This window comes from Aeribacillus sp. FSL k6-2211, assembly GCF_037966125.1.
Lineage (GTDB): Bacteria > Bacillota > Bacilli > Bacillales > Aeribacillaceae > Aeribacillus > Aeribacillus composti.
Genome location: NZ_CP150190.1, coordinates 739,751 through 765,646 on the forward strand (window position 1 = coordinate 739,751; position 25,896 = coordinate 765,646).

A 25,896-nucleotide genomic window follows, 5' to 3' on the forward strand; every position below is an offset into this window, starting at 1 on the left:
ATTTTTAAAGTAAGGGAGTGACTTATTTGAAAGAAAAAGCATCTAGCCAAACATGGGCAATGATATTATTTACAATTGGCGTGTTTATGGCTGCTTTAGATAATGGAATCATTAGTGCTGCACTGACAACGATTAACAATTCGTTCGAAGTTTCTGCTAATTGGGGGGCATGGGGAGTTACCCTTTATACATTAGGATTAGCTATCAGTGTCCCGATCATCGGAAAAATATCGGATCGATATGGACGAAAAAAATTATTTATTGTTGAAATTGCTTTGTTTGGTTTGGGATCTTTACTTGTTGCTTTAAGCCCAAATTTTATTTTTTATTTAAGTGCTCGATTCTTACAGGCTCTTGGTGGAGGGGGAATCTTCATTATCGGTAGTTCACATGTACTAAGTACGATGCCGGTTGAAAAACAAGGAAAAGCCCTTGGAATGTTGGGTGGAATGAATGGGATTGCCGCCGTTTTGGGACCGAATATTGGCAGCATGTTATTAGATTTAACAGGTAAATGGCATGTATTATTTTTTATCAATGTCCCGATAGCGATATTTTTAATTATCTTTGGATGGGTAAAATTAGAAGAAACGAAAGACCCGGAAACTGGGCGTCTCGATTTGTTCGGAACGGTTTTACTATCTCTTTCCGTTTTAGGAATCATGTATGGATTGACGAATATCGAAGGTGTCGAATTTGTAGACAGCTTGTTGAGCCCAAATGTGTATGGTTTTATTTTATCGGGGATTGTTCTTTTCATTGCTTTGATTTTTCATGAAAGCAAACTCGAAAGAAATGGCGGCGACCCTGTTCTTCCTTATCGTTTGTTAAAACAACCTACGTACCTTTTAACTTTATTAATAGGGACTTTCTCTGGGGCGTTGCTGGCAGCCATGATTTTTATCCCGGCATTTACAGAACAAGTGCTCGGGATTGCGTCAGAAAATTCCGGGTATTGGTTAACACCCCTTGCAATAATGGCGGGAATCGGTGCATCTATGGGTGGAGCATTCGTTGATAAAAGAGGACCAATTTCAGCGGTGATATTATCGGGAATCATAACTTCCATCGGTTTTCTCTTGTTCCCGACATGGATTGATTCAAAATGGCAGTTCATTATTTCTTCGTCGGTTGCAGGTTTGGGAATGGGAATACTTCTCGGTGCCCCGTTAAATATTTTAGCGACAGAAACGCTGAAGTCGGATAAAGGTTCCGCACTTTCTACCTTATCGTTAAGCCGACAAATCGGTATGACCCTCGCTCCAACGATCTACGCAGGTTTCATCGCTAGGGGATTCAATCACATTCCCGAGTTATTTAAATCCCATTTTCCTATTATACTAAAGGAAAAGATAGGAGGGACGAGTTTAAGTTCGGAAGCCATGAAGGAGTTTTACCAACTATCTCAACAATTTGGTACGTCATCTGGGGAATTTTCCGAAAATCAGATGCTGGGAATCATCAATCAAGTCAAAGATCCAGGGTTAAAAGAAGTGATCCAATCGAGTGTCGATCAAATCACCTTAATGGCAGCACAAGATGGTTACAATGGACTCTTTTATTCTGCCGTAACCTTAGCGATCATGACAATTTTCGTTACTTTGATCCTAATTCCCATTCGCAAAAGAAAACTTGGGGAGACAAAGCAAGTTCATTCTTCATAAGCAGTTGATCATGTTTAAAGATGTTCACTTTTCATAAAGAATGAAGATCACCGGGAGGAGAAATGAAATTCGGTTAGTTAAGATGGTTTACATTTATCCGTTGGCTTTTACCTCCTAAATTCTTGCAAAAGAGAAATAACCTACAAAAATGTATATGACATTACCCATGGTGCTAGTTGAGCGTCAACGCTCAACTAGCCCAAGAACAACGAGCGAATAGGCCAATAAAATGGCATCAAGCGCCGTTTCAAATCCAGAGATCGAATTGGCGCGAATTTTCGTGATCCGAAATGAATCCACTAAAACCGAGAACGCGGTTTCGACGATTTTGCGTTTTCACTTCATCCATTGTTTCCATTCTTTTGATTGCACCACACGTTGATTTTTTCGGGCAGGCGTCCAAAAAGCGATCTTGTATTCATCGTACAGCTTCTTTTGCAGGGCTTGGCTCACATATCCTTTGTCGCCAAGTGTATACGGATGAGGAAGTTGAGTCATCACTGTTTCCGCAGCTGTCCGATCGTGGCAGGATGCCTCGGTCAGGACATATCCCATCGGAAGCGCTTGGTCGGTAATCTGAAGATGAAGCTTAAACCCATAGTAAACCATCTTTTTGGATGCACAATACCCAATATCTGCGATTCCTTGAAATCGTTTGACGCGATACATTCGTGCGTGGTGGCAGAGTTCAATGGGTAAGCTGTCCACTACCGCATAAGCGTGATGTTGTCCACGTTTGGCGAGTTGGTGACGAATCCATTTGATCGCCCAACGCAAAGAACGGCATCGACGGTTGTATCGAGAGCGCTCTAGGAACTTTTCCTTGGTGAACAGGTTTCCAATGACAAATCGATGCCAAGCCCGTTCCGAAGTAAAACCCAGCAATTTTCCAAGAACGTGAATGGCGATGATAACCTCATCCTCTTGCTTCAACAAATGACGATTTCGACGTTGCAAATACATCTGAATACAAGACAGTTGTGCTGATACAACGAATAAGATCGCGGTATATTGCTTTTGAATTTTTGCTTGGTTTATTGTAAAATGAAAGTGCTCTTGCATGGAACTTCTCCTTTTGAATGTTTGTTCGCACTTTCATTTTAAAGGAGATCCTCATGCAAGGGCTGTTTTTATGTCTCGAGATTTTATCTAGCACCACGGGTATATGACATTATCATTGTACACACATTTTGGGGCTGTCCAAAAAGTCAGGGTAACTGACTTTTTGGAGCCCCTCATTTTTTCACTTTTTAAAAAAAATGCACAAAAAAATCGTCCTTTCTAGTAAAATGAAGTTACCACACAACATTACAGAAAGGACGATTTTTTATGAGCAATCAAATGATTACTCGTGAAAATTATAACACACAAATGACACTTCCTCTAGATGGAAAAGAAGAAAAAACTCCTGCCAAAAGAAATTTAGCCCCTACTTTCAAACCATATGACAACCGTCAAGTTCAAATGATTTATGATATTGAATCTCTTATACCCGAACATCACGTGGCACGTGTCGTGGACGAAATGGTGGAGGCGATACCAGATAAACAATTGTTTTCTCATTATAAAGGCGGCGGCAGAAGTTCCTATCATCCCAAAATGATGCTGAAAATCATTCTGTATGCTTATTCTCAAAAGGTTTATTCCTGCCGAGGAATCGAAAAACTCGTTAAAGAAAATATTCCTGCCATGTGGCTTTCAGCGATGCAACAACCAGATTTTCGCACCATTAATGAGTTCCGAGGGGAACGGATGAAAGCTTTCATGGATGAGCTCTTTGAAGTCATGATTCTCAAATTGATAAAAGAACATTACATCACGATGGAAAACTACTTTTTGGATGGCACTAAGATCGAAGCCAATGCCAATAAGTATTCTTTTGTGTGGAAAAAATCCACTTTGAAATTCGAAGAGAAATTAAAAGAAAAAATCCAAGAAACACTAAAGCACATTCATGAATTAACCCAATTAGAAGCCGGAACAGGGCAAAAGGAAAGCGATCAACATACAGAGATCACCGAACAAAACCTGGAGGAAATCGCAAAAGAAATAGAAGAAAAAGTTGAAACGCTAACGGAAGAAATCGAAAAGGAGACCGATACATCCATTCGGAAAGAGAAGCGAAAAAAACGCAGTCAATTAAAGAAATCGGTGAAACAAATTCGTGAAGATTTCCTGCCCCGAATGGCAAGATACAAGGAACAAAAGGAAATGTTCGGTGACCGTAACAGCTACTCGAAAACAGACAAAGACGCAACCTTCATGCGCATGAAAGAAGACCATATGAAAAACGGTCAGCTCAAGCCCGGATACAACGTGCAAATGGGGACAGAGAATCAGTTTATCTTGTTTTATACCATTCATCAACGACCGACCGATACACGTTGCTTTATCCCACATATGGAGAAGCTAGCCTCCAGTTCATTACCGATGCCCCAAACAGTTATTGCGGATGCAGGCTATGGTAGTGAAGAAAACTATGTATATGCAGTTGGTGATGAGAAAGAGCCCCGGTTTGAGTTTCTAATTCCTTATGGGAGCTATGTAAAAGAACAAACACGTACATACAAAAAAGACATTAAAAATGCCAAAAACTGGACCTATTGTGAAGAGGATGATTGTTTTATTTGCCCGAATGGAAGGAGAGTAACGTTTAAAAAATACCAAAACAAAAAGAATCCATCTGGCTATGAACAAAGCTTCAAAATATACGAATGTGAAGATTGTACCGATTGCCCATTGAAAGCGAAATGCACAAAAGCGAAAGGCAACCGACAAGTTCACTGGAATCCCATCTTCGAAGAAATGAAAGCAAAGGCCAAAACAGCCCTTGAATGTGAAGAGAAAGCCGCTATCTACGCTCGACGCAAAGTCGAGGCAGAAAGTGTGTTCGGTCACATCAAGGGCAATCGGTCGTTCCGCAGATTTTCTTTGCGGGGCCTCGACAAGGTACATGTTGAGTTTGGGATTGTGGCATTAGCCCACAACTTCCTGAAAGTAGCCGGCATCCGCCAGCTACTTTCAGATAAAAATCGAAAAAATATAAAAGCAAGTGGAGAGAAACGAATTGTTTTTCTCCACTTGCTTGTGCGCCCGGCATGGGTGTAATCTATAGGGTGAAAGTCCCGAGCTGCGAAGGCAGAAGTAGCAGTTAGCTTAACGCAAGGGTGTCCGTGGTGACGCGGAATCTGAAGGAAGCGAGCGGCAAACTTCCGGTCTGAGGAACACGAACTTCATATGAGGCTAGGTATCACTGGGTGAGTTTGCAAGACAAAACAAAGCCCTTTCTGCCGAAGGTGATACAGAGTAAATGAAGCAGATGGATGGAAGGAAAGATTACACTCTTACCCGGGGAGGTCTGGCTGGCACGCCAAGTAACCTTGGTAACCTATCTAGTGATAGATAGCTGAACCGTCAGAAGTCAGCAGAGGTCATAGTATTAGTTGGTCTAGAACAACTAAGAAGGACCGAACAATTAAGAGAGAATAGCCCTTGGCATTCAGTGAGTCATGATGAACACAGAAAACGTAGTACCTCACTTGAGGGAGGAAGCGGTGAATCCCGTGGGAGATCTCTTGGAGGGTGGAGTGACCACTGGCATAAAGAGAACAGCTATTCACGGAAGTTATAAAGACTTGCGTCAATTATCTTAATTGAACCGCCGTATACGGAACCGTACGTACGGTGGTGTGAGAGGACGGGAGTTAATCGCTCCCTCCTACTCGATCATTTTAGGGACTTATCGGACAGCCCCTTTTTTTTTGTATGTCATGTAAAGCCTGATTCAAAAGGTCAAGATGTTTTATGTTTTTATCTAAAATTTGTTGAACAAGTCTGTAGCTTTGGTCATCTAAAGTTCCATTTACAATGTTCTGTGATATTTCAATACCACGTTTTTCACCAGCTAGTGCATCTTTTACTATATGGTCCGGTTCATTGTTGTGGTCTGTTAACATTTTAAATATCTCCATACTTTTCCCTTTGATTCCAGGATGATCAACTGGTTTTCCGCCAAGATCTTGTATTCTTTTCGTTATCTCCATCGCATGTTGCTGATGATTTTGCTGTAACTGTTGTAACAGTAATTTAAGTTCCGGTTGCTTAGCACGATTTATATATTCATTATAAGCGTGAATTGCCATATAATTTCCTTTTAAAAATTCATTTAAACTGTTTATAGCACGTCTCACTTCATGTCCTCCGCAATTTATTTTTAAAAGTATTTATAGTTTGATTTGTGTGGTAAAAAAATATGCAAGCTTTATTGTAACAGTTGGTCTTATATGTATTTTCCGATTTATATTTGTTATGATAAGACAAAGAAGAAATGGTTGTATGATGTCAATATGAAAACTCCTAAAGGTCGCACAATTGAGACATCATTGAATTGTTCAAATTCGTTCAAAAAACGATCGTGGATATAACACAATAAGGTTTAAAGTATCGTCTAATAGGGTTTCCGTAACTAGGAGCTGACTGTCAGTATACAAATTCATATTTGTATAAAAACGGAGGTTGATATTAATGAAAATCGTTATTAACGATACTGAATTGGAGGTAATAAAAGGCGATATTACAAAGTGTACTGTTGACGCGATTGTTAATGCGGCTAACAACGGACTTTGGGGAGGCGGGGGTGTCGACGGCGCGATCCATAGGGCAGGCGGGCCGGAGATTATGGAGGAATGCAAAAAGATCAGAGAAAGAACAGGAGGATGTCCGACCGGGGAAGCAGTTATTACTACTGCAGGAAATTTGCCCGCCAAATACGTTATTCATACTGTCGGACCAGTATGGAAAGGCGGAGCCTATCAAGAAAGGGAGCTGCTAAGAAATTGCTACATAAACTCCTTAAAGCTTGCGGAAGAGCATTTCGTGAAAACGATCGCATTTCCAAATATCAGTACTGGTGTTTATCGTTTTCCAAAGCATGAAGCGGCCCAAATTGCTTTAGAGACCGTTAAGGAGTGTATTCAAAATCAATTCATCCGAAGCATTCAATCAATATTGTTCGTTTGTTTTGATGACGAAAATTATCATATTTACAAGACGATGATCAGATAGGAAAAAACTCTTTTTCGAATCAATGGCCACCATACAAAAATCATTTATTCGTTGGCGAGCTTTAATTGTAAACAATAAGTTTTTGCGACATATTTATCAAAAACTAAGAAAATATGCAGCGTTGAGACGAAAATATCCATCGCCCGTTTCGTTTATAATGAAACTTTTTCAATGAATGCAGAAATTTCGAAGTCGGAATACAACATTTGATGATTTTCAAAGCGATCAACTTCAAAGGTCGCAATATTCCAAAAAATTTTTTCCATAAAACATCAAGCAATCGGCAGTTGTTTATTTTATGTGAAACGTGCACAGTGAATATGAAAATACGAACGACTTTGGAGATGAATTCAATGTATTTGAAAAGCCTCGAAATTTTAAGAAATAAAGATATTGATTTAAATAGCTACCCGTTTTCGATTCCTGCAATAAAAAATTTAAAATCCATTTCGTTTCGTTCCAATATTACTTTTTTTGTCGGGGAAAACGGTTCCGGAAAATCAACGCTCCTTGAGGCAATAGCTTATCAGTGTGGCTTTAATACAGCCGGAGGAGGCAAAAACAATAATTTTCATGTAGATGCTTCCGATGCGGCCCTTGGGGAATACATACGGCTGTCATGGATGCCAAAAGTGACGAACGGGTTTTTTTTGCGAGCTGAGACCTTTTATCATTTTGCGTCGTATCTCGATACAATTCCTGAAAGTCTCCCTTATTATGGAGGCCGTTCTCTTCACAAACAGTCGCACGGGGAAGCTTTTCTCTCACTTTTAACAAATCGTTTTGGAAAAAAAGCGATCTATCTGTTGGATGAGCCTGAAGCAGCACTTTCACCTGCTAGACAGCTGACTTTATTAAGAATCATAAAAGATTTGGAAAACGATGCGCAGTTTATTATTTCTACTCATTCTCCCATTTTACTCGGCTATCCAAATGCCCGAATCTTAAATTTTGATGAACATCCGCTAAAGGAAGTAAAATATGAAGAAACTATGCATTATATTATTACTAGGCGGTTTCTCGAAAATAGAAAAAAGGTGTTAAGTGAACTGTTTAACGATTGAGACACAACAGCCTGTGTTGGAGATGCCGTCCATTTATATTTTTCATCACATCACTCACCCTAAAATATTCTGCTTTTGGAGAGGTATAAACAATGAACACAAAAACAAACGCAATGCGAATTCTTGATAAAGAAAAAATACAATACAACGTGATTACTTACGATGTCCAAAAGGGGAAGGTTGATGGGATTTCTGTTGCACAAATGATTGGCAGAAGCCCTGAATCAGTATATAAAACATTAGTTGCTAAGAGCAGCGCCGGCAACATTTATGTATTTGTCATCCCTGTTGAGGCAGAATTAGATTTAAAAAAAGCTGCGAAAATAACAGGAGAGAAAAAAATCGAAATGCTGCCAGTAAAAGATTTACAAAAATGGACAGGCTATATCCGCGGAGGCTGTTCGCCGATCGGCATGAAGAAACATTACCCGACGATTATCGATTCAACTGCATTGGAACACGAGCATATTATTGTCAGCGGGGGCAAAATCGGCGTGCAAATGGAGCTCAGCGTCAAAGATTTGCAGCAAGTAACAGAAGCGAAGCTGGAAGATGTGACGAAATAACAAAAATAGCCGAATTTTATAAGATGTGGTTGTTGTTTTACACTTCGAAAAGAAAGTGAAGGAATTTTACTGAATAAAATAGAAGATTAAGGTGATAACAAGGATAAAGCCTCGTGTTGAAATTCGAAAGAAATGGAGGGCAAGCATAATGGATTTATTCAAAAAGGGATTGGCGTTCGGACTTGGTTTAGCTGTAGCAAGCAAAGAACAAGTGAAAAAGTTTGTAGATGAACTCGTGAAAAAAGGCGAGATATCGATTGAAGAATCAAAAGAAGTTTTTAACCAGCTAATCAAGCGCGGTGAAGAAGAAAAAACTGAACTGCAGCGTCTTGTTCGAGAGCAAGTGGCTCAGGTGATCAACAAACTAGATATAGCAACGAAAGAGGATATCCGAGCACTGGAAGAAAAGATTCGCAAATTGGAAAAGGAAGATGAGTAAAAGAGGACCTGTTAAAAGGTCCTTTGTTGTTGAGGAGGCGGTAAAGTGGTTGGAAAAAGGATGCGGCATATTGGCCGTTATCGGGATATCGCGTCTGCTTTAATTCGCAATGGATTTGGATTCGTCGTAGAGGAAATGGGTATTTCGCAATTTCTTTCTTTGCCGCAAAAAGCTTTTTTTGGCAGAAAAACTGAGCATCATTCCAAAACGATAGGTGAACGGGTAAGGCTTGTATTGGAAGAATTAGGCCCGACATTTATAAAATTAGGTCAAATTGCGAGCACCCGTCCTGATTTGCTGCCGGAGGAGATTATTAGTGAATTGGAAAAATTGCAGGATCGAGTTCCGCCTTTTTCTTTTGATGAGGTTCGTGAGATTGTTCAATCAGAATTGGGCGGTGAAATAGAAAAAATTTTTCGGCACTTTGATCATGCTCCGTTAGCTGCTGCTTCAATAGGACAAGTTCATCAAGCCGTTTTGCATTCGGGTGAAAAAGTGGCTATAAAAATTCAACGCCCTCATATTTCGAATGTGATTGAAACGGACTTAGAAATTCTTCAAGATTTAGCGGTATTAGCGGAGCATAGGCTAAAATGGGCTGCAAAGTATCAGGTCAGGGACATGATTGAAGAGTTTTCAAAGGCTCTTCGTGCTGAGCTCGATTATACCATTGAAGCCCGAAATGCAGACAAATTTTCTAAACAGAGTGCAAATGAACAAGCTGTCTACATTCCGAAAGTGTTTTGGGAGTACTCGACGAAAAGAGTATTAACAATGGAATATGTAGAAGGAATTAAACTAAATGAGATTGAAAAACTAAAAACAAATGGATACCATTTGGATCATATTACAGAAATTTTATCAAAAGAAATTTTCCGGCAAATATTTATAGATGGTTTTTTTCATGCCGATCCCCATCCTGGAAATGTCATCATTAAGCAGGGCGGAATCATTGCCTTCATTGATTTCGGAATGACCGGCCGGCTTACATCGGACATGAAGCATCATTTCTCATCATTAGTGATTTCTTTAATGAGGCAGAGTACGGATGGCGTCATGAAAGCCATTTTGCGCATGGGCATCGTTCCTGAAGATATCGATTTAAAGCAATTGAGAGCGGACATCGAAGATTTACGGGAAAAGTATTACGGTGTTCCGTTACACCAAGTCAGCATCGGTGAAGCTGTGAACGACCTTTTTCGAGCAGCTTTCAAACATTCCATCAAAATCCCTTCTGATTTAACACTATTAGGAAAAACGCTTTTGACGGTTGAAGGCGTGGTCGAAAAATTGAATCCAGATTTTAGAATTATCGATGTTGCTGAGCCTTTTGGTCGCCGGCTGGCAAAGGAGCGCTTGCATCCGAAGTATATCGCTGAAAATGCATGGAAACACGTAACAGATTATACAGAACTGCTAATGGATTTTCCAGCTTATGTAGCAGAGATCGCTTCTTTAATGAAGCGGGGCAGACTCCGCCATGAGATCACGATTCCGGAATTAGATCTTTTTCTGAAAAAACTTGACCGCATCAGCAATCGGTTATCGTTCAGCATCGTGCTATTGGCATTCAGTATTATTATGGTAGGGATTATTATTGGTTCTTCAATGGGAAGGCAATCAACACTGCTTTGGAAAATTCCAGCGATTGAAATCGGTTTTGGCGTAGCAACGCTCATGTTTTTGTGGCTGTTATTTTCCATTTTTAAGTCAGGAAAGTTTTAGTCAAAAAGAGCCGTCCAGAAAGTCAAATCCCCATTGAAAACAAAAAATCATTAACGTCGATATATCAACGTTTTCTAAAACATTAATTCATATCTCCAAAAGAATTTAAAAAAGTACTTGACTAAATGTAAGAAAGGGGTGTCAATAAGCCGAAAAAACGACTTATTAGACAAGCCCCTTTTATTAACGCGGAGATGTGATGATAAATGTTTTTTGCCGCTCTTTATAGTATTTCGTACTTTTTATAAAAAGCTCCCAGCTCTCCTTTATAGTTTTTTTGCCAAGGCTTGTCTTTCCCGCAATAATGGATAAAAACAGTATTCTCTTTTATCCACTCCATCCCATGCTTTGCATTTGGAAGCAATTTAATAATTTCATAATATCTTGCATCATAATTGTATCGATAACAATCAACAGGTTTAATTTTATCCCAGTATAAAGCATTGAGCACATCTTGATCAGGAAGGACAAGCTTTAAACGGTTTTCATTAATAAATGCATAGATATCTTCCAATTTCACTTCTTTCCGAATCCGTTCCAAATTCATAAGCAAAACGCCCGTATTAAAATATCCTTTCGCATTCGGGGTTTTAAGCCTTAATTTATTAAAAAGGTTGGCAACTTTTGTAGAATGTGTATGTTCAGAAGCAATAAACAAGCAATTTTCAAAATCACTATAGTAAAAATCTTTGATGGGATTGATTACAACGATGTCGGGATCAAGGTACAGAATTCGGTCTAAATCGTCGGGCAAAAATTGATGGGAAGCTAATCGATAATACATTTCTGATGTATAATGGCGAAAAACGGGTGCATCTTCAAAGAGCTTAGGGTCTACGTATATTGGATATAAACTTTGGTTATGACGTTTTACAAATTGATCCAATTCGTGTAAATCTTGATCGGAAATATTTGAATACATGATATATATCGAAAATTTTTCTTCAATATTATTTTGGAATAATGAATTTAACATAACTTTCAGCGGGGGAATATAATTTGAATTCAGTGTGACAAGAATATTGATCATTTGTACCATCCTCGCAAAAGATCGTAGCAAAATTTTTAAAAGCGTGGATAAAGCCACAGCTATTTAACAAATTACCATCAACGTTTTCATTTTTCAAATAAAATTTGTACGCAGCATTTGTTTTTGTTTAAATTGAATTATAGCATGTTTTTCATTTTTTGAAATATTGACACAAGCTTCTTCAAAAAGGAGGAGTCCTCTTTGACAGAATCAAAACGGGAAAAATTAATGAGAAAGATTGAAAATCATTTGCGAAAAACGGCTAGACATCTAGTGAAAATTGATACGGAGGAAGAGGCATTGCAATTTTTGGCTGATTCCTTCCGCTCCCAGTTTTCATGTGATTTTGTCGGCATCATTTTACAAGAGGGAGAGGAGCTGAGTTTGAAAGTTTGGAGCGGAGATTTGCAGAAAATAACGGAATCCTTTCCGCTGCAGGTTCAAAACTGTTCGCCGAATCTCCTTCACCAAAGCTTAACATATGATAAAGCAGAGCAAGCAGGCGACTGTCAGTTTACCAATTTAATGAAAAAAGAAAAAGTAAAAACGTGGTTTACAGTTCCTCTCAAAGACGATATGAGCAGCTTGGGCTTTTGCATTATTGCCTATCTTGACTACGTACCTCTGTTGGATATGAAGGCACATTTTGATGAATTCGGCAAAGATGTAGCTGTTGCAATTGCAATGGCAAAACAAAAAGAAGCACAAATTAAAAAAATCGAAGGGATCGAGTGGATCAGCAAAAATTTGTCGCTTGATGTGCCGCTTGAAAAAAATATTGAAACACTTGTGGAACGCGCCGGAAAAGGAACTAATGCAAGGATGGCTTGTATTTATTTATATAACGAAAAAGAAAATCATTTTATTTTTCAGCCTCCATCCTATGGTCCATTTGAAAAACCGGAACGGATTAATATTGAAACAAATTATGTTTTAAAGGAATACTTTCCGTTTTTGGATACTCCAGGCGGGTCTGAACTGACCGTTCCATTAATATTTGATTTGAAAACAATCGGTGTGCTTCATGTAGAAGAGAAACAAAAGGGAGTTTTTAATGAAGATGATTTGGAGATATTAAAGCTGCTTTCCAATCATATTGCCGCTATTTTGGAAAATGCCCGTTTATATAAAAACGAAAAGGAGCATAAAGAACGTCTTTACTTTCTGCTTGATTATCAGCACGCCCTCGTGAAAGAAACAGTTGAACATGACAATTTTGACGGTATTACGTCTGCTTTAAGAAGTCTTTTTTCCAAATCCGTCCTTTTGTTCGACCGTTTTATGAGGCCGATTTCTTGTTCCTTCCATCATTATGATTTATCAAATAAAGATGTAGAAAGGCTGATGGGCAGCGGAAATAAAGAGAGATTGATAGAAAACGGAAGGAAACTCCACATCCAATTGGATGACGGGGAAGAGCTTCATTTCCGGCTGTGGAAGGTGAACGGCGGAGGAAATTTGCTTGGGTTTTTGGCTGTCGAAATTGGCGAAAATGACATGGATGAATTTGATCAGCTGACAATTGATTTGGCAAGAAATATTTGTTCGATCCAATTTATCAAGCAGAAGCTTGTTTTGGATACAAAAGAGCAGGTAAAGGATAGTTTTGTCAGCAAATTGCTTGTGGAACGTATAGAGGATCAAGAGCGGATTTTACAATATGCGAATTTATTCCAATGGAACTTATTTCATCAGCACCGATTAGCGGTGTTGTCGATTTTATTAGATGAGAAGGAAACGGAAAACAGTAATTTGCTTGTTCAACAATCTAAAAAAACATTGATTTGGGACCAGTTGAAAACACAAATTTCCCGTTTCAGCAAAGAAATTATCATGGCGACAAACGATGGAAACTATATATTGATTGTTCCGGTAAAAGAAGAAGGCAAGCATCCAAAAAACTATTGGAAAGTATTTTATAGAAATATAAAAAATTGGGTTCGAGAAGGCAATATTGAATGCCAAGTATTCATGGGGATCGGCGGTAAAACTGAAAATTTAAATGATTATTATATTAGCTATCAGCAGGCTATCCAAGCTTTGAATGTCGTGTTTCACAGGTTTCGCCACAAAGGGTTTGCTTTGTTTGAGGAATTGGGTGCTTACACTATTTTACATCATTTAGATAATAAAGAAGCGGTGGAATTTTTCATCAAAAGGCATCTTGAACCGTTATTGAATTATTCGGAAGGGAAAAGTATGGATTTATTCCATACGCTGCGAGCGTTCCTTTATAACAACGGAAATATTAAAAATTCGGCAGAAGAGCTGTTTATTCATCGAAGCTCCCTTCTTTATCGTCTTGAAAAGATTGAATCGCTGCTGGAAATTGATTTAAATGATGCTGATCATCGATTTAATATGATGATGGCTTATAAGCTTTATGACCTGTATTATTCAAAAACAACTGAAAGAATATAAAAGCGCCACAGCGTTTTTTCCACAAAATTGTTGATAGAAGAGAAGCTTTTTCCGTATTTTGTAGGTGTTTATTTCATTTTATATTTTCTATAATAATTTACAGAATATTAATAAAGTTATGTTTTTAAAAGGAGTTGTGACTATGACGATATCTAAAGTCGGGGTAGTTGGAGCAGGCTCGATGGGAAGCGGCATCGCCAATTTGGCCGCCATTTCAGGATTTCAAGTTATCTTGCATGATGTCGAACAAAAATTTCTTGATAACGGCTTATCAAGAATAAATAAATTTATGGAAAAAAGCGTTGCAAAAGGAAAAATGACCGAAGAGCAAAAAAAGGAAGTTTTGGAACGAATTCAAGTTACGACAAATTTGGAGGATTTTAAACAGGCTGATATTGTGATTGAAGCTGTTATAGAAGATTTGGAAGTGAAAAAAAGCGTTTTCGCGAAATTGGATCAAATTACATCTGACCATGTGATTTTGGCAACAAATACTTCTTCCATGTCCATAACAGAGATTGCGTCTGCAACGAACAGGCCGGAACGCGTCGCAGGAATGCATTTCTTCAATCCTGCGCAGATCATGAAATTAGTGGAAGTTGTTCGAGGATATAAAACAAGCGATGAAACAGTAGTAGAACTGAAGGAATTTGCGAAAAAGCTGAATAAAGAGCCGGTGGAAGTGAAAAAAGACACTCCAGGATTTATTGTCAACCGTATTATGATTCCGCAATTTATTGAAGCGATTAAGCTGCTCGAAGAAGGGGTAGCTACAGCGGAAGATATTGATAAAGCGGTTACGCTCGGGCTGAACTATCCTATGGGGCCGTTCACACTTCAAGATTTTGCCGGTGTTGATATCGGCTACTACGTAATGGAATATATGAAAAATGAGTTTAATGATAACCGCTTCGCACCTCCAATGCTTCTAAAGCAATTAGTAAGAGCAGGAAGACTTGGAAGGAAAACAGGAGCCGGTTTTTACGACTATGACTAATCATGAGAATGGGGGACTGAAGATGAGCTTGGAATTTTTAACATGCGATATTGAACAGCATGTAGCAGTTGTCACCATCAACCGCCCGCCTGTCAACCCGCTGAATTCAAAAGTATTTAAAGAGCTTGTAACCATTTTTAACGAGCTGGAAGAAAACAGCCAAGTAAGAGTCATTATTTTAACAGGCAGCGGTGAAAAAGCATTTGTTGCCGGAGCAGATATTAACGAAATGGCTGATCTCGATCTTGTTGGCATGATGAATATGAACCGTGTGTCAAGGGAAGCTTTTTCAAAAATTGAAAACGCATCCAAACCTGTCATTGCTGCCATTAACGGTCTTGCTTTAGGCGGAGGCTTAGAGCTTGCATTGGCTTGTGACCTGCGGATTTGCTCGGAAAAAGCTAAATTTGCTTTCCCTGAAGTCGGTCTTGGCATTATTCCTGGCGGCGGAGGCACCCAGCGTCTGCAAAAAATTGTCGGTCAAGGCATTGCTAAAGAATTACTTTATTTTGGCGACATGTTTGATGCTAACAGAGCGTTGGAGCTTCATATAGTGAACAAAGTTGTACCTGGCGAAGAACTGCTGGCAACTGCCAAACAATGGGCAGAAAAGCTAGCCCAAAAACCGCCTGTAGCTCTTCGTATGCTGAAAATAGCTGTCAATGCTGGCAGCAATGCTGATCTGGAAACAGGATTGACCCTTGAAGCATCTAGTTTTGCCAATGCCTTTTCAACTGAAGATCGAAAAGAAGGATTGAAAGCGTTTGTAGAAAAGCGCAAGCCGGTTTACGTTGGAAAATAATAAAAGCGATACAACCGACTTAATGTAGAAAATATAGAAAAAGTCATCGAACAAATCATGTATTTCACGAAGTGTCCGATATGAAATGACTCAGGATGCTTCGTGTCTTACATGTTTTGAATATTTGCGTAAGAGGAGATGGCGAAGCAATGAACAATTATTTGTTTTCGGTGTACGAGTTGGTAGAACATACGGTGAAAGCCTATAAAGATAAAGAAGTGCTCTATGACCTGAAAAACAGATTGACCTATGGCGAATTTTTTCAAGAAGCTAACCGGCTGGCTGCGGGTTTGAAAAAGCTGGGGATCAACAAGGGAGATCGAGTCGCTGTTTGCTTGCCAAACTGGAACGAAACAGCCGTTATTTTTGTAGCAGCGGCCAAAATAGGTGCAATTCTAGTTCCGTTTAATCCGAAGTATAAGCATCACGAAGTGGAATACATTCTCAAAAATTCGGAGCCAAAAGTGTTGTTTGTAACGGAACAGTTTGATGAAAACATTGGATTTAAGCAAGCGTTCCAAGTTGTAAAAACTTTGATTTCTGTTCGTTTTGAACATCCTGATCTATTATCCTATCAAGAAGTAGCGTCTTCCGCGTCAGAAGATGCTCCAGCTGAAAAGCTTGATGTCAACAACGATTTGTTTTGTTTATTGTATACATCAGGAACGACAGGCATTCCGAAAGGTGTAATGATTAGCCATCGCGCCATTGTTCAATCAGCTAATATTATGGCTAAAACGATTAGATGTACTGAAAAAGATGTGTTTATCGTTCCTGCTCCTTTATTCCATATTTTTGGAATGGCCGTCAATTTGTTTTGTGCGATCTCTTGCGGCGCAAGAATCATTTTGCAAGAGAAATATCATCCGAAGGAAACATTAAAATTAATTGAACAGGAAAAAGTGACGATCAAACAAGGAGTTCCCGCCATGTTTATAAAAGAATTAGAACAAGAAGATTTTGAAGATTATGACCTTTCTTCATTGCGAGCGGGTATTGTCGGGGCATCACCTATTCCACCAAACAAAGTGAAAGAAATTCGGGAGCGGATGGGAATAAACTTGTGCCAATCATACGGAATTACCGAAACAGGATCTGTTACTGCGACTGACTATGATGAACAGGATGAACGAGTGATATTGGAAACTGTAGGAAAACCGATCGAAGGTGTAAAGCTGAAAATTGTAGACGAAAATCGGCAGGAGCTCCCTCCAGGCGAAGTTGGTGAAATTGCCATCCACAGCTTTGGCACCATGAAAGGGTATTACAAAATGAAGGAACAAACAGAGCAGGTTTTGGATAAAGAAGGATGGTTTTATACGGGAGATCTCGGAGTGTTGGATGAAAAAGGAAACCTTCGTTTCGTCGGGCGAAAAAAAGAAATGATCATTCGTGGAGGCTTCAACATTTATCCGCAGGAAGTCGAGGCAGTTTTAACTAAACACCCTCAAGTTGTCGAAGCAGCTGTCATAGGCTTGCCTGATGAAGTAATGGGCGAATCAGTTTGTGCTGTTATAAAGCTGAAAAAAGGCGCAGCTTGCACAGAGGAAGAATTAAAAGAGTTTGTTAAAGCGCAAATGGCATCATACAAAGTTCCAAACAAAATTATTTTCACAGAAGATTTTCCTGTCACAGCGAGCGGTAAAATTCAAAAGGTAAGACTGAAAGACCAAGTGATGGAAAAATTTAATTTCAATGCGTAAATGGTTCGATGAAAAGAAGAGTTTAAGAACAGCTTATCGGCTGAAACATTGAAACTCCGGCGATGATTTGGAAAATATCGGGATATCTTATGAAGTAAGCATCAATTCCATATAATGTTTCCTGTTGGTTTCTTTACACTGCCGGCCGGCATTATTTATGTAACTCGTCGTAACGGACAGTTTTGCCATGGTATTGAAGTCATTCATGCGTTTGATGTTCATGTGCGATTTGGAAGCTGGTTTATTGACTGAATAATTGAGTTAGAATTTCCGAAAATTCAGATAAAATAACAATATCTCAAATCTATTATTTTTACTTCCAATCTTTTGAAATTTGAAAACGATTGCAAAAAATGTTCATAAGCGTTTGATGATTGTGCATGCTCATTTGATTTCATTTGCGAGATCCGGATTTTCTTAATCTTTTGGCGGCTCCCTGCTTCTATTCTTGTCTTTTTTCGATATTGCAGCAGCAATTACTTACCTTCCATATAATTTGTCGTCTCTTGATGAGCTTTTCAGCCGTTATTTCGGCTGACTCCGCCTCTTTTTTTGGACGCAAAGGAAAAGTGATGTATGATTTGGAATTTCCCGCTATTCTTTCGTGCCTTTAGCTTTTGTTCTTTCCATTATGTATGTGATGCCATTATGTTTTGCGCTTCCATTCAGCAAGCTTATACAGATGCCGGTGGTTATGGGGACTGTTTTCAGCTTATTGGTGCAAATGCACTTTTCTTGTTTTTGCTCTAATAACAGGTGAAGCAGCTTTGGTAGAAAAATGAATGGTAAAAAATAGAGGTGTTATAAAATGGAACAATTTTCAAGCAACCCTTTTTTGAAAAAAGTGATTTCTTTAGATGATATATTTACACCGGAGAATTTTACTGAAGAACATCGCATGATAGCTAGCACTGCATCAGCCTATGTGGAACAAGAAGTTTTGCCTGTTTTGCCGGAAATAGAAAAACAACAATTTGATCAATCGATTGAGCTCTTAAGAAAAGCAGGAGAATTAGGTCTATTAGGATCAGATGTGCCTGAAGAATACGGAGGGCTTGATTTAGACAAAATCAGCTCGGTTATCATCATGGAGGAAATTGGAAAGACGAGATCTTTTTCAACAACATTTGGAGGGCAAATTGGAATTGGCTCCCTTCCGATTGTGTATTATGGAACAGACGAACAAAAGGAAAAATATTTGCCTTACGTAGTTAGCGGCGAAAAAATTGGTGCGTATGCATTGACAGAACCGTCGGCAGGAACGGATGCCTTAAGTATCAAAACGTCAGCACGATTGTCTGATGACGGCAAATACTATTTAATTAATGGCGAAAAACAATTTATTACTAATGCATCTTTTGCAGATTTCTTTATTTTGTACGCGAAAGTGGACGGTGAGAAGTTCACCGCCTTTATTGTCGATAAAAACAGTGAAGGGATTACAATAGGACCGGAAGAAAAGAAAATGGGTTTAAAAGGCTCTTCAACAACACCGGTCATTTTGGAGGATGTAAAAGTTCCGGTTGAAAATGTATTAGGGGAAATTAGCAGGGGACATTTGATTGCGTTTAACATTTTGAATAACGGCCGCCATAAAATATCAGCGGCAAGCCTCGGCATGGCAAAAAGAGCATTGGAGCTCGCCGTTCAGCATGTAACAGAGCGGAAACAATTTAATCGGCTGCTGTCGCAATTTCCGTTAATTCAAGAAAAAATAGCCGACATAGCTGCAAAAATATTTACGATTGAAAGCATGGTATATCGTTCTGCCGGCGAGTTGGATCGGGGATATCAGTACTGTAAAGAAAATAATATTCCGTATAGAGATATTTTAAAGCAATTTGCAGTGGAAGCTTCGATCAACAAGGTGTTTGCCTCCGAAGCGCTGGATATCATTGTGGATGAAGCGCTGCAAATGCATGGCGGATACGGTTATATTTCCGAATATGAAGTGGAGCACCTTTACCGCGATTCAAGGATTAACAGAATATTTGAAGGAACAAACGAGATTAACCGGATGATTATTGCCCAAACACTGCTGCAATCAAAAGCGGAATGGACGGATTTCAGAAAGCTTGATGAAGGTCCATCTGAAGAAATGGCGCAGGAGTGGGAGCTGCTGTCCAACTTGAGAAGGCTCGCGGGACAAGCGATGGAAATGATTTTACAGTCATCTGAAAATTATAAGGAAGAACAAGAAATTTTAGCATGGTTGGCAAATTTGGCTATTTCGATTTATGCAATTGAAAGCAATTTATTTCGAGTGGAAAAATTACTTGCAAATAAAGCTCAGAAAAAAATAAAAGAAAAGAAACTATTGGCAAAAATTTTCGCATATGAGGCATCTAGTAAAATTGTGTCGGAAATGTTCAAGTTCAGTGTGTTACACGATGAACAAATAAAGCAGCAAAAAGAAAAATTATTTAAAACGATTCAATCAAGCAACAATGATTTTGTTCATGATAAACGATTGATAGCATCTGCCGTTATATCTGCCGGAAATTATTCAGGCATTCACAAGCTATAATCGATTTTTTCTTACGTGGAAGTCCGATAAGTTCCAAAAATAATTCAAGTAGGGCTGTTCAGGAAGTCAATTCTCCATTGAAAACAAAAATCATAAGATCATATATAACGTTTCTAAAACATTTAAGGGGGCGTCATAAGCCGAAAAAACGACTTATTTGACAGCCCCCTTAATATATTTCGATTTTTGTTTGAAGGGGCTGTCCAAAAAGTCAGGGTTAACTGACTTTTTGGAGCCCCTTCATTTTAGGGACTTATCGGACAGACCATTTTTTCTATCTGTTTATATCCTTCAGATGTCTTATGAAGGACTTTTCTTATGCTCTCTTTTTTAATTACGTTCTCCAAACGTTTTATGACGAACATTCAGCACATACAATTGCTTCTTGTTGAACTTCATTACCTCTAGAAGGACATTTACAAATTTTATTCGATTATTTTGTCCTTCACAGTAGTATTTCTCCCAAATCCTTCATTTTAGGAACTCATCGGACAGCCCTTTTCAGCATGTATGAGCTGATGCCGCAATCCCAAACTCAACATATACCTTATCGAGCTCCCGCAAAGAAAATCTGGCACCTTGCAGACGCGAGGGGCATTCAATTTAAAAAAATAACAAAGGTATTTTATTTGTCTCGCATAGAGGAACAAATGAGTGACGAATAAAGAAAAAATGCCATTATAATAGAATCATAGTAAGCGTTTCCATCAATCAATCAATCCATCCATTTCATTTATGTAAAGGAGAGATATGTCATGAGCAACAAGCGTACAGTTGTCGTTGTAGGCGCCGGTCCAGTTGGCCTTGTAGCAGGATTGGCACTTAAAAAAAGAGGAATTTCTTCTGTCGTGATTGAAGCAGAGCCGAAAGGGCGGCCAAGACCTGGAAGCCGAGCAATTTATATTCATAACGCAACGTTGAAGCTGCTTGAAAGCATTGATGAAGGACTTGGTTTTGAAATTGCGAGAAATGGTGTTGTCTGGCCGATAAAACGCACGATTTATAAAGGGAAAGAAGTGTACGTAAGAAATTACGGTGTGACGGATACTAGTGATCCGACAAAGCTTCCGCCATTTACGTCATTACATCAAAATCATATTGAATCGATTATATATGATTATTGTGAAAAAGCCGGCGTTGAATTTGTATGGGATACCCCTGTGAAAGAAGTGATTTCAGAAGAAGACGGCATTAAAGTGGTGACAGAAAAAGGGGATGTTTGGGAAGCGGAATATGTGATTGGTTGTGACGGCGCTCGTTCTGTCGTCCGTGAAACAGCAGGATTAAAATTTGAAGGGCCAAGAACAAAAGATACATTTCTTGTCGTTGATGTTGAAGAAGATGAAAACGATCCGCTGCCGCTTGAAAGGGTTTTCCACTATCAGCATCCGGCAATGGGCGGGCGGAATGTGATGTTTGTACCGTTCAAAGGCGGGTGGAGAATCGACCTTCAACTGCTGGAAGACGATAATCCAGATGAATATTCGGAAGTGGAAGGAGTAAAAAAATGGCTTCCGAAAGTTATGGATCCTAAATATGCAGAACGGATTACGTGGGTATCATCATACAGATTTCATCAAGTTGTCGCCAATTCATATACAGACGAAAAACGAAGAGTTCTGTTGGCAGGAGAAGCTGCCCACTTATTTGCACCATTTGGTGCTAGAGGGCTGAATTCGGGGGTTCCTGATGCTTTAATTGCTGTTAAAGGAATTGAAAAGGCTCTTGATGCTTCAAGCGAAGAGAAAAGACGCGAAGCGATTGAAAAAGCGGCAAATGAACGGAGAATTGCAGGCTTGTGGAATCGCAACAGCTCTTCGACTGCATTGCATCACCTGCAAGGAAATTCTCCAGAAATGAATTTAAAAAGGGAAATTGCAGCATCTTTAACAGCCATTGTGCCGAAATTAGGAAGATGGCTTGATGAAGGTCCTTATGGCCCAAAATTTGGTCCGCCTGAATTAACAACAAAATATTAATCGCTTTTGATTTTATATAAAGGGGTGGAAAACATGTCAATTACGCTCATTGAGAACCATGCTTCATATGATTTCAAGCATGAACGAGTCAATCAAATGGCGGATCGTCTGCTAAACATTAACTGGTACCAGCATGTCGGAACAATTCATGATGACGTCCAGAATAAAGCAGAAAAATTTTTGCAATCACTGAATATAGAAAATTGCGAAATTAAGTGGATTTCAAAAGATGAAATTGGAAATATATACGATACCATTCGGTTAACTAACAGCTCTTTATGGGAAGCATTGAAGGTGCTGCCTGACAGGCTGAAAGAGAAAATTGATCAATCCGGACAAGAGGAAATTTTGAACGAAATCGTCTATCATTTGCCGGAAGCTGTATTTCATGAAGTCTATAAAGGTGCCTTCAAAACATTTTCAGATGAATCATTCATTCGGTTTTTAGTTGGCCATGCCATGTACATCAGCTTGTTGGCATGCGCATGGGAATTGGTTGCAAATATAAACGAATGGGGAGAAAATCCATTTGCCTATTTAGTTGATATTTTAGAAATGGGACATATTCCATTAGGTTCAAACAACCAAACATTTTATATAATGTAGGGGTTCCATATGTGTGCGGCAGCCATATTTTCGTGCGAAAAGCATGTAAAGGAATCGCTGAAGCTGTTAGATGCACCGCATGTCATAATATTAAGTCATTACACGAAAAAGAAATGCAAGTTTTGTCAGAAAAAAGCCGTTTTTAAGTTTGAAGAATAAAATTATGCAAAATAGCAGCCTTGTCTTCTTACAAATGAAGCAAGGCTGCTTTATTTTTTGGAGATAAGAAAATCTTCATCCTTTTCTAGTTGTGCGGAAAACGTTTTCAAAAATATATATGTGTTTATCTTTTTTTTCGATTGTCCACAACTCTTCTTGCTTTCATTGTAAAGCGAGGCAGCTCGTTGTCTGGAACTTTTTCAACTTGAATTCTTAAACCGACTCGTTCTCTTAATTTTGTTGCGAGGATAGGCACGATTTGTTCAGAATCGGATTCAATTTCCACTTTGATTTGATCCATTTCATTTTCTGTGTAGTACACGATGCGAAATTCTTTCACTTCTTTGAATTCGCGAATAATGGATTCAATGGAAGACGGGTAAATGTTAATGCCCCGTATTATGACCATATCGTCTGCGCGGCCGAGAATTCCTCCAGGGAAAAATTGATAAGAATTGCCGCATTCACATTGCTGATCAGACCGGATCACGATATCGCCTGTCCGATAGCGAATAACCGGATAGCTTTCTCTTCCTAAATTGGTTAATACTAATTCTCCTTTTTCACCAACTTCCACCGGCTCCAACGTGTTAGGATTGATCACTTCTACAATAAACTCCGATTCATTGACATGAATCCCTTTTTGTTCTGAACAAGAATAACCGTATGCTCCCATTTCTGTCATGCCTACGTGGTCATATAAAACGGCTCCCCACAAACTTTCAATTTGCTTTCGTGTAGAAGGGACAGAGGCTCCAGGTTCACCAGCCGTAATGATTTTTTGGACAGGGCCATTTTTAATATCAATGCCGTTTTCTTCCGCTACTTCCGCCAGATGTAAAGCGTAGCTTGGAGTACAGACTAGTACTGTTGCTCTGTTTTCTATCATGCTTCTCAATCGCTCAATCGAAGTTTGGCTGCCGGATGAAATCGAAAGGGCACCTAATCGTTTTGCTCCTTCAAATGCAGCCCAAAATCCAATAAAAGGACCGAACGAAAAGGCGAAAAATACTCTGTCTTTTTTCGTAACTCCGCTGGAGCGATAAACTTCCAGCCAGCATGTTTCCCACCATTCAAAGCTTTTTTTTGTATCTAAAATTTTCAGCGGTTTCCCTGAAGTGCCGGAAGTTTGATGGTATCTTACATATTCCTCTAAAGGGTATGAATGGTTTTTGCCGTATGGAGGATGATTGTTTTGATCATCGACCAATTCCTTTTTCATTGTGAAAGGAAGCTTTTTCATTTCTTCCAAAGATTGCAGCGGAAGCTTTAAACCGGCAAGTTTTTCTTTATAAAATTCATTATGATTCAAAACAAAATGTAACAATCGATTCAGTTTTTGCAATTGCAGCGACCTAAGTTCGTTTTCTTGTGTTTGTACTGTATGAACCATGAATATTCCTCCCTTTTAGACTTGTAGCTAGTTTCTTATCATAGTCAGAAAAGAAAGAAAAAGGAATATTCTAGTTCTTTTATACAAAACAAAAAATTCAAAATTTTAAAAAATGTACTCATTTTCCGTCGATATAACCTAAATGCTCTGATATGCTTTTAGCTGCTTGCGTAATATGTTCAATAAAGACTGGAAACCGATCATCTGTCATTCTGGCAGTTGAGCCAATCATGGACAGTGAAGACACCACTTTGCCGGAATAATCGCGAATTGGTGCTGCGATCCCGACATACCCGACATAAAATTGGTCTTTTGATATGGCAAATCCTTGTTTTTTAATTTTTTTTAACTCATTTTTTAAAATGTCTGGATCGGTGATCGTATAGGGAGTGTATGCATATAATTTTTTCGACAAAACTTTTTCAATTGTTCGTTTGTTTTGATAAGCCAGAATGCATAACCCTTCACTTGTGCAATGAATCGGATTTTTCCGCCCTATATATGTTAACAGCCGATCGGGCTGGCTGCTTTCAATTCGGAACAAATACACTACTTGATCCTCTTCCAGAAGACAAATATGGGCGGATTCATTTAATGTGTGAACAAGCCTTTTTACAATGGGCAGCGCTTCTTTGTACAACTCATGATTGCTGAAAATCACGCCTCCTAATGTTAGAATCGAAAGGCCTAATCGATACTTGTTTGTCCGGGGATTTTTTGATAAAAATCCTTCCTTTACAAGCAATGAAACAAGGCGATGGGCGCTGCTTTTGGAAATATTTAATTTTTTTGATATTTCGGTAATCCCTAGCTCTTTTTGTTTATGTGTAAAAAGACGCAGAATTTTCATTGCGTTCTTCACAGATGACAGCAAATATTTTTCGCTCATGTTAGTCCTCCAGTCTAGTCGTCATTGCCGAACAATTGCTTCGTTTTTCTCTGTTTTATTAATTCAGAAATTCTTTCTCCCGCATTCACCACTTTTTTTATAAGCTGCTTGATGTTAATGGAATTGATTCGCTTCGTAGAGCCGGTAATGTTCACTGCTGCAACCACTTTATTATGTTCATTAAAAATGGGCGCACCGATTCCGATGATCCCTTTTTGGAACTCTTGATTGCAAACGGCGTAGCCTTCTTTTTTTATTTTCAAAAGCTTTTCTTTTAATTGCTCGGGTGAAGTGATCGTGTTCGGACCGTATTTTTTGAAGGGCTGCGAGCAAATTTTCTCGATTACTTCTTCGTCTTCAAAGGCTAAAATGGCTTGACCGGGACTTGTGCAGTAGACAGGATTCCTTCTGCCGATATGGGTATATTCTTTTTTTGAAGGATACGTGCATTCAATTTTTTGCAAATAAATAATTTCGGTGCCTTCTAATATGGAAATGTGCGAATTTTCGCCTGTCTCCTCTGTTAAAACATTTAGAACCGGCGTCGCCTCATTTAAAATTTTCAATTGGGAGCTAACGATGCTTGTTAATGTCAAGATCGAAGCACCTAAACTGTAATGGTTTGTGTTTATATCTTTGTATACAAATCCTTCGCTGGCTAAGCTTGTTAAAAGTCTGTGGGCAGTGCTTTTTCCGATATTTAGCTTTTCGGCTATTTCTGACACACCCAGTTCCGGTTCGTCCATTGAAAAGCTTTTCAAAATTTTTAAAGCGTTTTCAACGGAAGAAATTCTTTTTTTATTTTGAGAAGCCATCCATATCACCTGTAAAAAATTTTTTGATTGATGAGGAAATCCATTTTTGTTCT

The 25,896-nt window shown here is 38.9% G+C and carries 19 protein-coding genes and 1 pseudogene; 14 read left to right on the forward strand and 6 right to left on the reverse strand.

Going from position 1 to position 25,896, the window contains the following annotated elements:
- Positions 1-59: 59 nt before the first annotated feature.
- A complete protein-coding gene (locus tag NSU19_RS03665) occupies positions 60-1,664 on the forward strand; it encodes an MFS transporter (protein ID WP_066248868.1) in 1,605 nt (534 codons plus the stop codon).
- Between the two features lie 183 nt (positions 1,665-1,847).
- On the opposite strand, the pseudogene NSU19_RS03670 reads toward NSU19_RS03665, so the two are convergent.
- Positions 1,848-2,726, reverse strand: a pseudogene (locus NSU19_RS03670) (IS982 family transposase).
- Positions 2,727-2,993: 267 nt separating this feature from the next.
- On the opposite strand from NSU19_RS03670, the gene NSU19_RS03675 reads away from it, so the two are divergent.
- A complete protein-coding gene (locus NSU19_RS03675; RefSeq protein ID WP_339198828.1) occupies positions 2,994-4,772 on the forward strand; it encodes an IS1182 family transposase in 1,779 nt (592 codons plus the stop codon).
- Positions 4,773-5,395: 623 nt separating this feature from the next.
- On the opposite strand, the gene NSU19_RS03680 is transcribed toward NSU19_RS03675, so the two are convergent.
- The gene (locus tag NSU19_RS03680; protein WP_339198830.1) at positions 5,396-5,854 is read right to left on the reverse strand and encodes a ferritin-like domain-containing protein; all 459 of its coding nucleotides are present in this window, start codon (positions 5,852-5,854) and stop codon (positions 5,396-5,398) included.
- Between the two features lie 334 nt (positions 5,855-6,188).
- Between NSU19_RS03680 and NSU19_RS03685 the strand changes: the two genes are divergently transcribed.
- The 5 genes from NSU19_RS03685 (at position 6,189) to NSU19_RS03705 (ending at position 10,522) form a co-directional block, all read left to right on the forward strand.
- Positions 6,189-6,728 carry an O-acetyl-ADP-ribose deacetylase gene (locus NSU19_RS03685; protein WP_339198833.1) on the forward strand — a complete coding sequence of 180 codons (540 nt, stop codon included), beginning with the start codon at positions 6,189-6,191 and terminating at the stop codon, positions 6,726-6,728.
- Between the two features lie 353 nt (positions 6,729-7,081).
- The gene (locus NSU19_RS03690) at positions 7,082-7,792 is read left to right on the forward strand and encodes an AAA family ATPase (protein ID WP_339198836.1); all 711 of its coding nucleotides are present in this window, start codon (positions 7,082-7,084) and stop codon (positions 7,790-7,792) included.
- Positions 7,793-7,884: 92 nt separating this feature from the next.
- Positions 7,885-8,358, forward strand: coding sequence for a Cys-tRNA(Pro) deacylase (gene ybaK, locus NSU19_RS03695; RefSeq protein ID WP_066248834.1), 474 nt, complete (start codon positions 7,885-7,887; stop codon positions 8,356-8,358).
- A gap of 148 nt (positions 8,359-8,506) precedes the next feature.
- Positions 8,507-8,797, forward strand: coding sequence for a polyhydroxyalkanoate synthesis regulator (locus NSU19_RS03700; protein WP_339198839.1), 291 nt, complete (start codon positions 8,507-8,509; stop codon positions 8,795-8,797).
- Positions 8,798-8,842: 45 nt separating this feature from the next.
- The gene (locus NSU19_RS03705) at positions 8,843-10,522 is read left to right on the forward strand and encodes an AarF/UbiB family protein (RefSeq protein WP_144597365.1); all 1,680 of its coding nucleotides are present in this window, start codon (positions 8,843-8,845) and stop codon (positions 10,520-10,522) included.
- A gap of 223 nt (positions 10,523-10,745) precedes the next feature.
- On the opposite strand, the gene NSU19_RS03710 is transcribed toward NSU19_RS03705, so the two are convergent.
- Positions 10,746-11,552, reverse strand: a complete 807-nt coding sequence (locus NSU19_RS03710) for a glycosyltransferase family 8 protein (RefSeq protein ID WP_066248838.1) — start codon at positions 11,550-11,552, stop codon at positions 10,746-10,748.
- 201 nt (positions 11,553-11,753) lie between these two features.
- Here NSU19_RS03710 and NSU19_RS03715 point away from each other — a divergent pair, with 201 nt between their 5' ends.
- The 7 genes from NSU19_RS03715 to NSU19_RS03745 all read left to right on the forward strand — a co-directional run bounded on the left by NSU19_RS03715 (position 11,754) and on the right by NSU19_RS03745 (position 22,587).
- On the forward strand, positions 11,754-13,973 hold the full coding sequence (locus NSU19_RS03715; RefSeq protein ID WP_130158384.1) for a helix-turn-helix domain-containing protein: 2,220 nt from the start codon (positions 11,754-11,756) through the stop codon (positions 13,971-13,973).
- A 142-nt stretch (positions 13,974-14,115) separates the two neighbouring features.
- Complete coding sequence (locus tag NSU19_RS03720; RefSeq protein ID WP_063389218.1) at positions 14,116-14,970, forward strand: 3-hydroxyacyl-CoA dehydrogenase family protein; 855 nt, start codon at positions 14,116-14,118, stop codon at positions 14,968-14,970.
- A gap of 22 nt (positions 14,971-14,992) precedes the next feature.
- On the forward strand, positions 14,993-15,772 hold the full coding sequence (locus NSU19_RS03725) for an enoyl-CoA hydratase-related protein (RefSeq protein WP_063389217.1): 780 nt from the start codon (positions 14,993-14,995) through the stop codon (positions 15,770-15,772).
- A gap of 149 nt (positions 15,773-15,921) precedes the next feature.
- Positions 15,922-17,475, forward strand: a complete 1,554-nt coding sequence (locus tag NSU19_RS03730) for a class I adenylate-forming enzyme family protein (protein ID WP_130158388.1) — start codon at positions 15,922-15,924, stop codon at positions 17,473-17,475.
- Positions 17,476-18,283: 808 nt separating this feature from the next.
- On the forward strand, positions 18,284-20,002 hold the full coding sequence (locus NSU19_RS03735; RefSeq protein WP_339198844.1) for an acyl-CoA dehydrogenase family protein: 1,719 nt from the start codon (positions 18,284-18,286) through the stop codon (positions 20,000-20,002).
- A 755-nt stretch (positions 20,003-20,757) separates the two neighbouring features.
- Complete coding sequence (locus NSU19_RS03740; protein WP_066248852.1) at positions 20,758-21,981, forward strand: NAD(P)/FAD-dependent oxidoreductase; 1,224 nt, start codon at positions 20,758-20,760, stop codon at positions 21,979-21,981.
- 33 nt (positions 21,982-22,014) lie between these two features.
- Positions 22,015-22,587: a hypothetical protein gene (locus tag NSU19_RS03745; RefSeq protein WP_339194334.1), complete on the forward strand. Its 573-nt coding sequence runs from the start codon at positions 22,015-22,017 to the stop codon at positions 22,585-22,587.
- A gap of 283 nt (positions 22,588-22,870) precedes the next feature.
- Here the strand turns inward: NSU19_RS03745 and NSU19_RS03750 are convergent, their stop codons facing one another.
- From NSU19_RS03750 to NSU19_RS03760, 3 genes are all read right to left on the reverse strand, one after another.
- On the reverse strand, positions 22,871-24,139 hold the full coding sequence (locus tag NSU19_RS03750) for an AMP-binding protein (RefSeq protein WP_339198847.1): 1,269 nt from the start codon (positions 24,137-24,139) through the stop codon (positions 22,871-22,873).
- Positions 24,140-24,257: 118 nt separating this feature from the next.
- Entirely contained in the window at positions 24,258-25,028 is a 771-nt protein-coding gene (locus tag NSU19_RS03755; protein ID WP_339198850.1) for an IclR family transcriptional regulator, read from the reverse strand.
- Between the two features lie 14 nt (positions 25,029-25,042).
- Positions 25,043-25,843 carry an IclR family transcriptional regulator gene (locus tag NSU19_RS03760; protein ID WP_063389209.1) on the reverse strand — a complete coding sequence of 267 codons (801 nt, stop codon included), beginning with the start codon at positions 25,841-25,843 and terminating at the stop codon, positions 25,043-25,045.
- Positions 25,844-25,896: the final 53 nt, after the last annotated feature.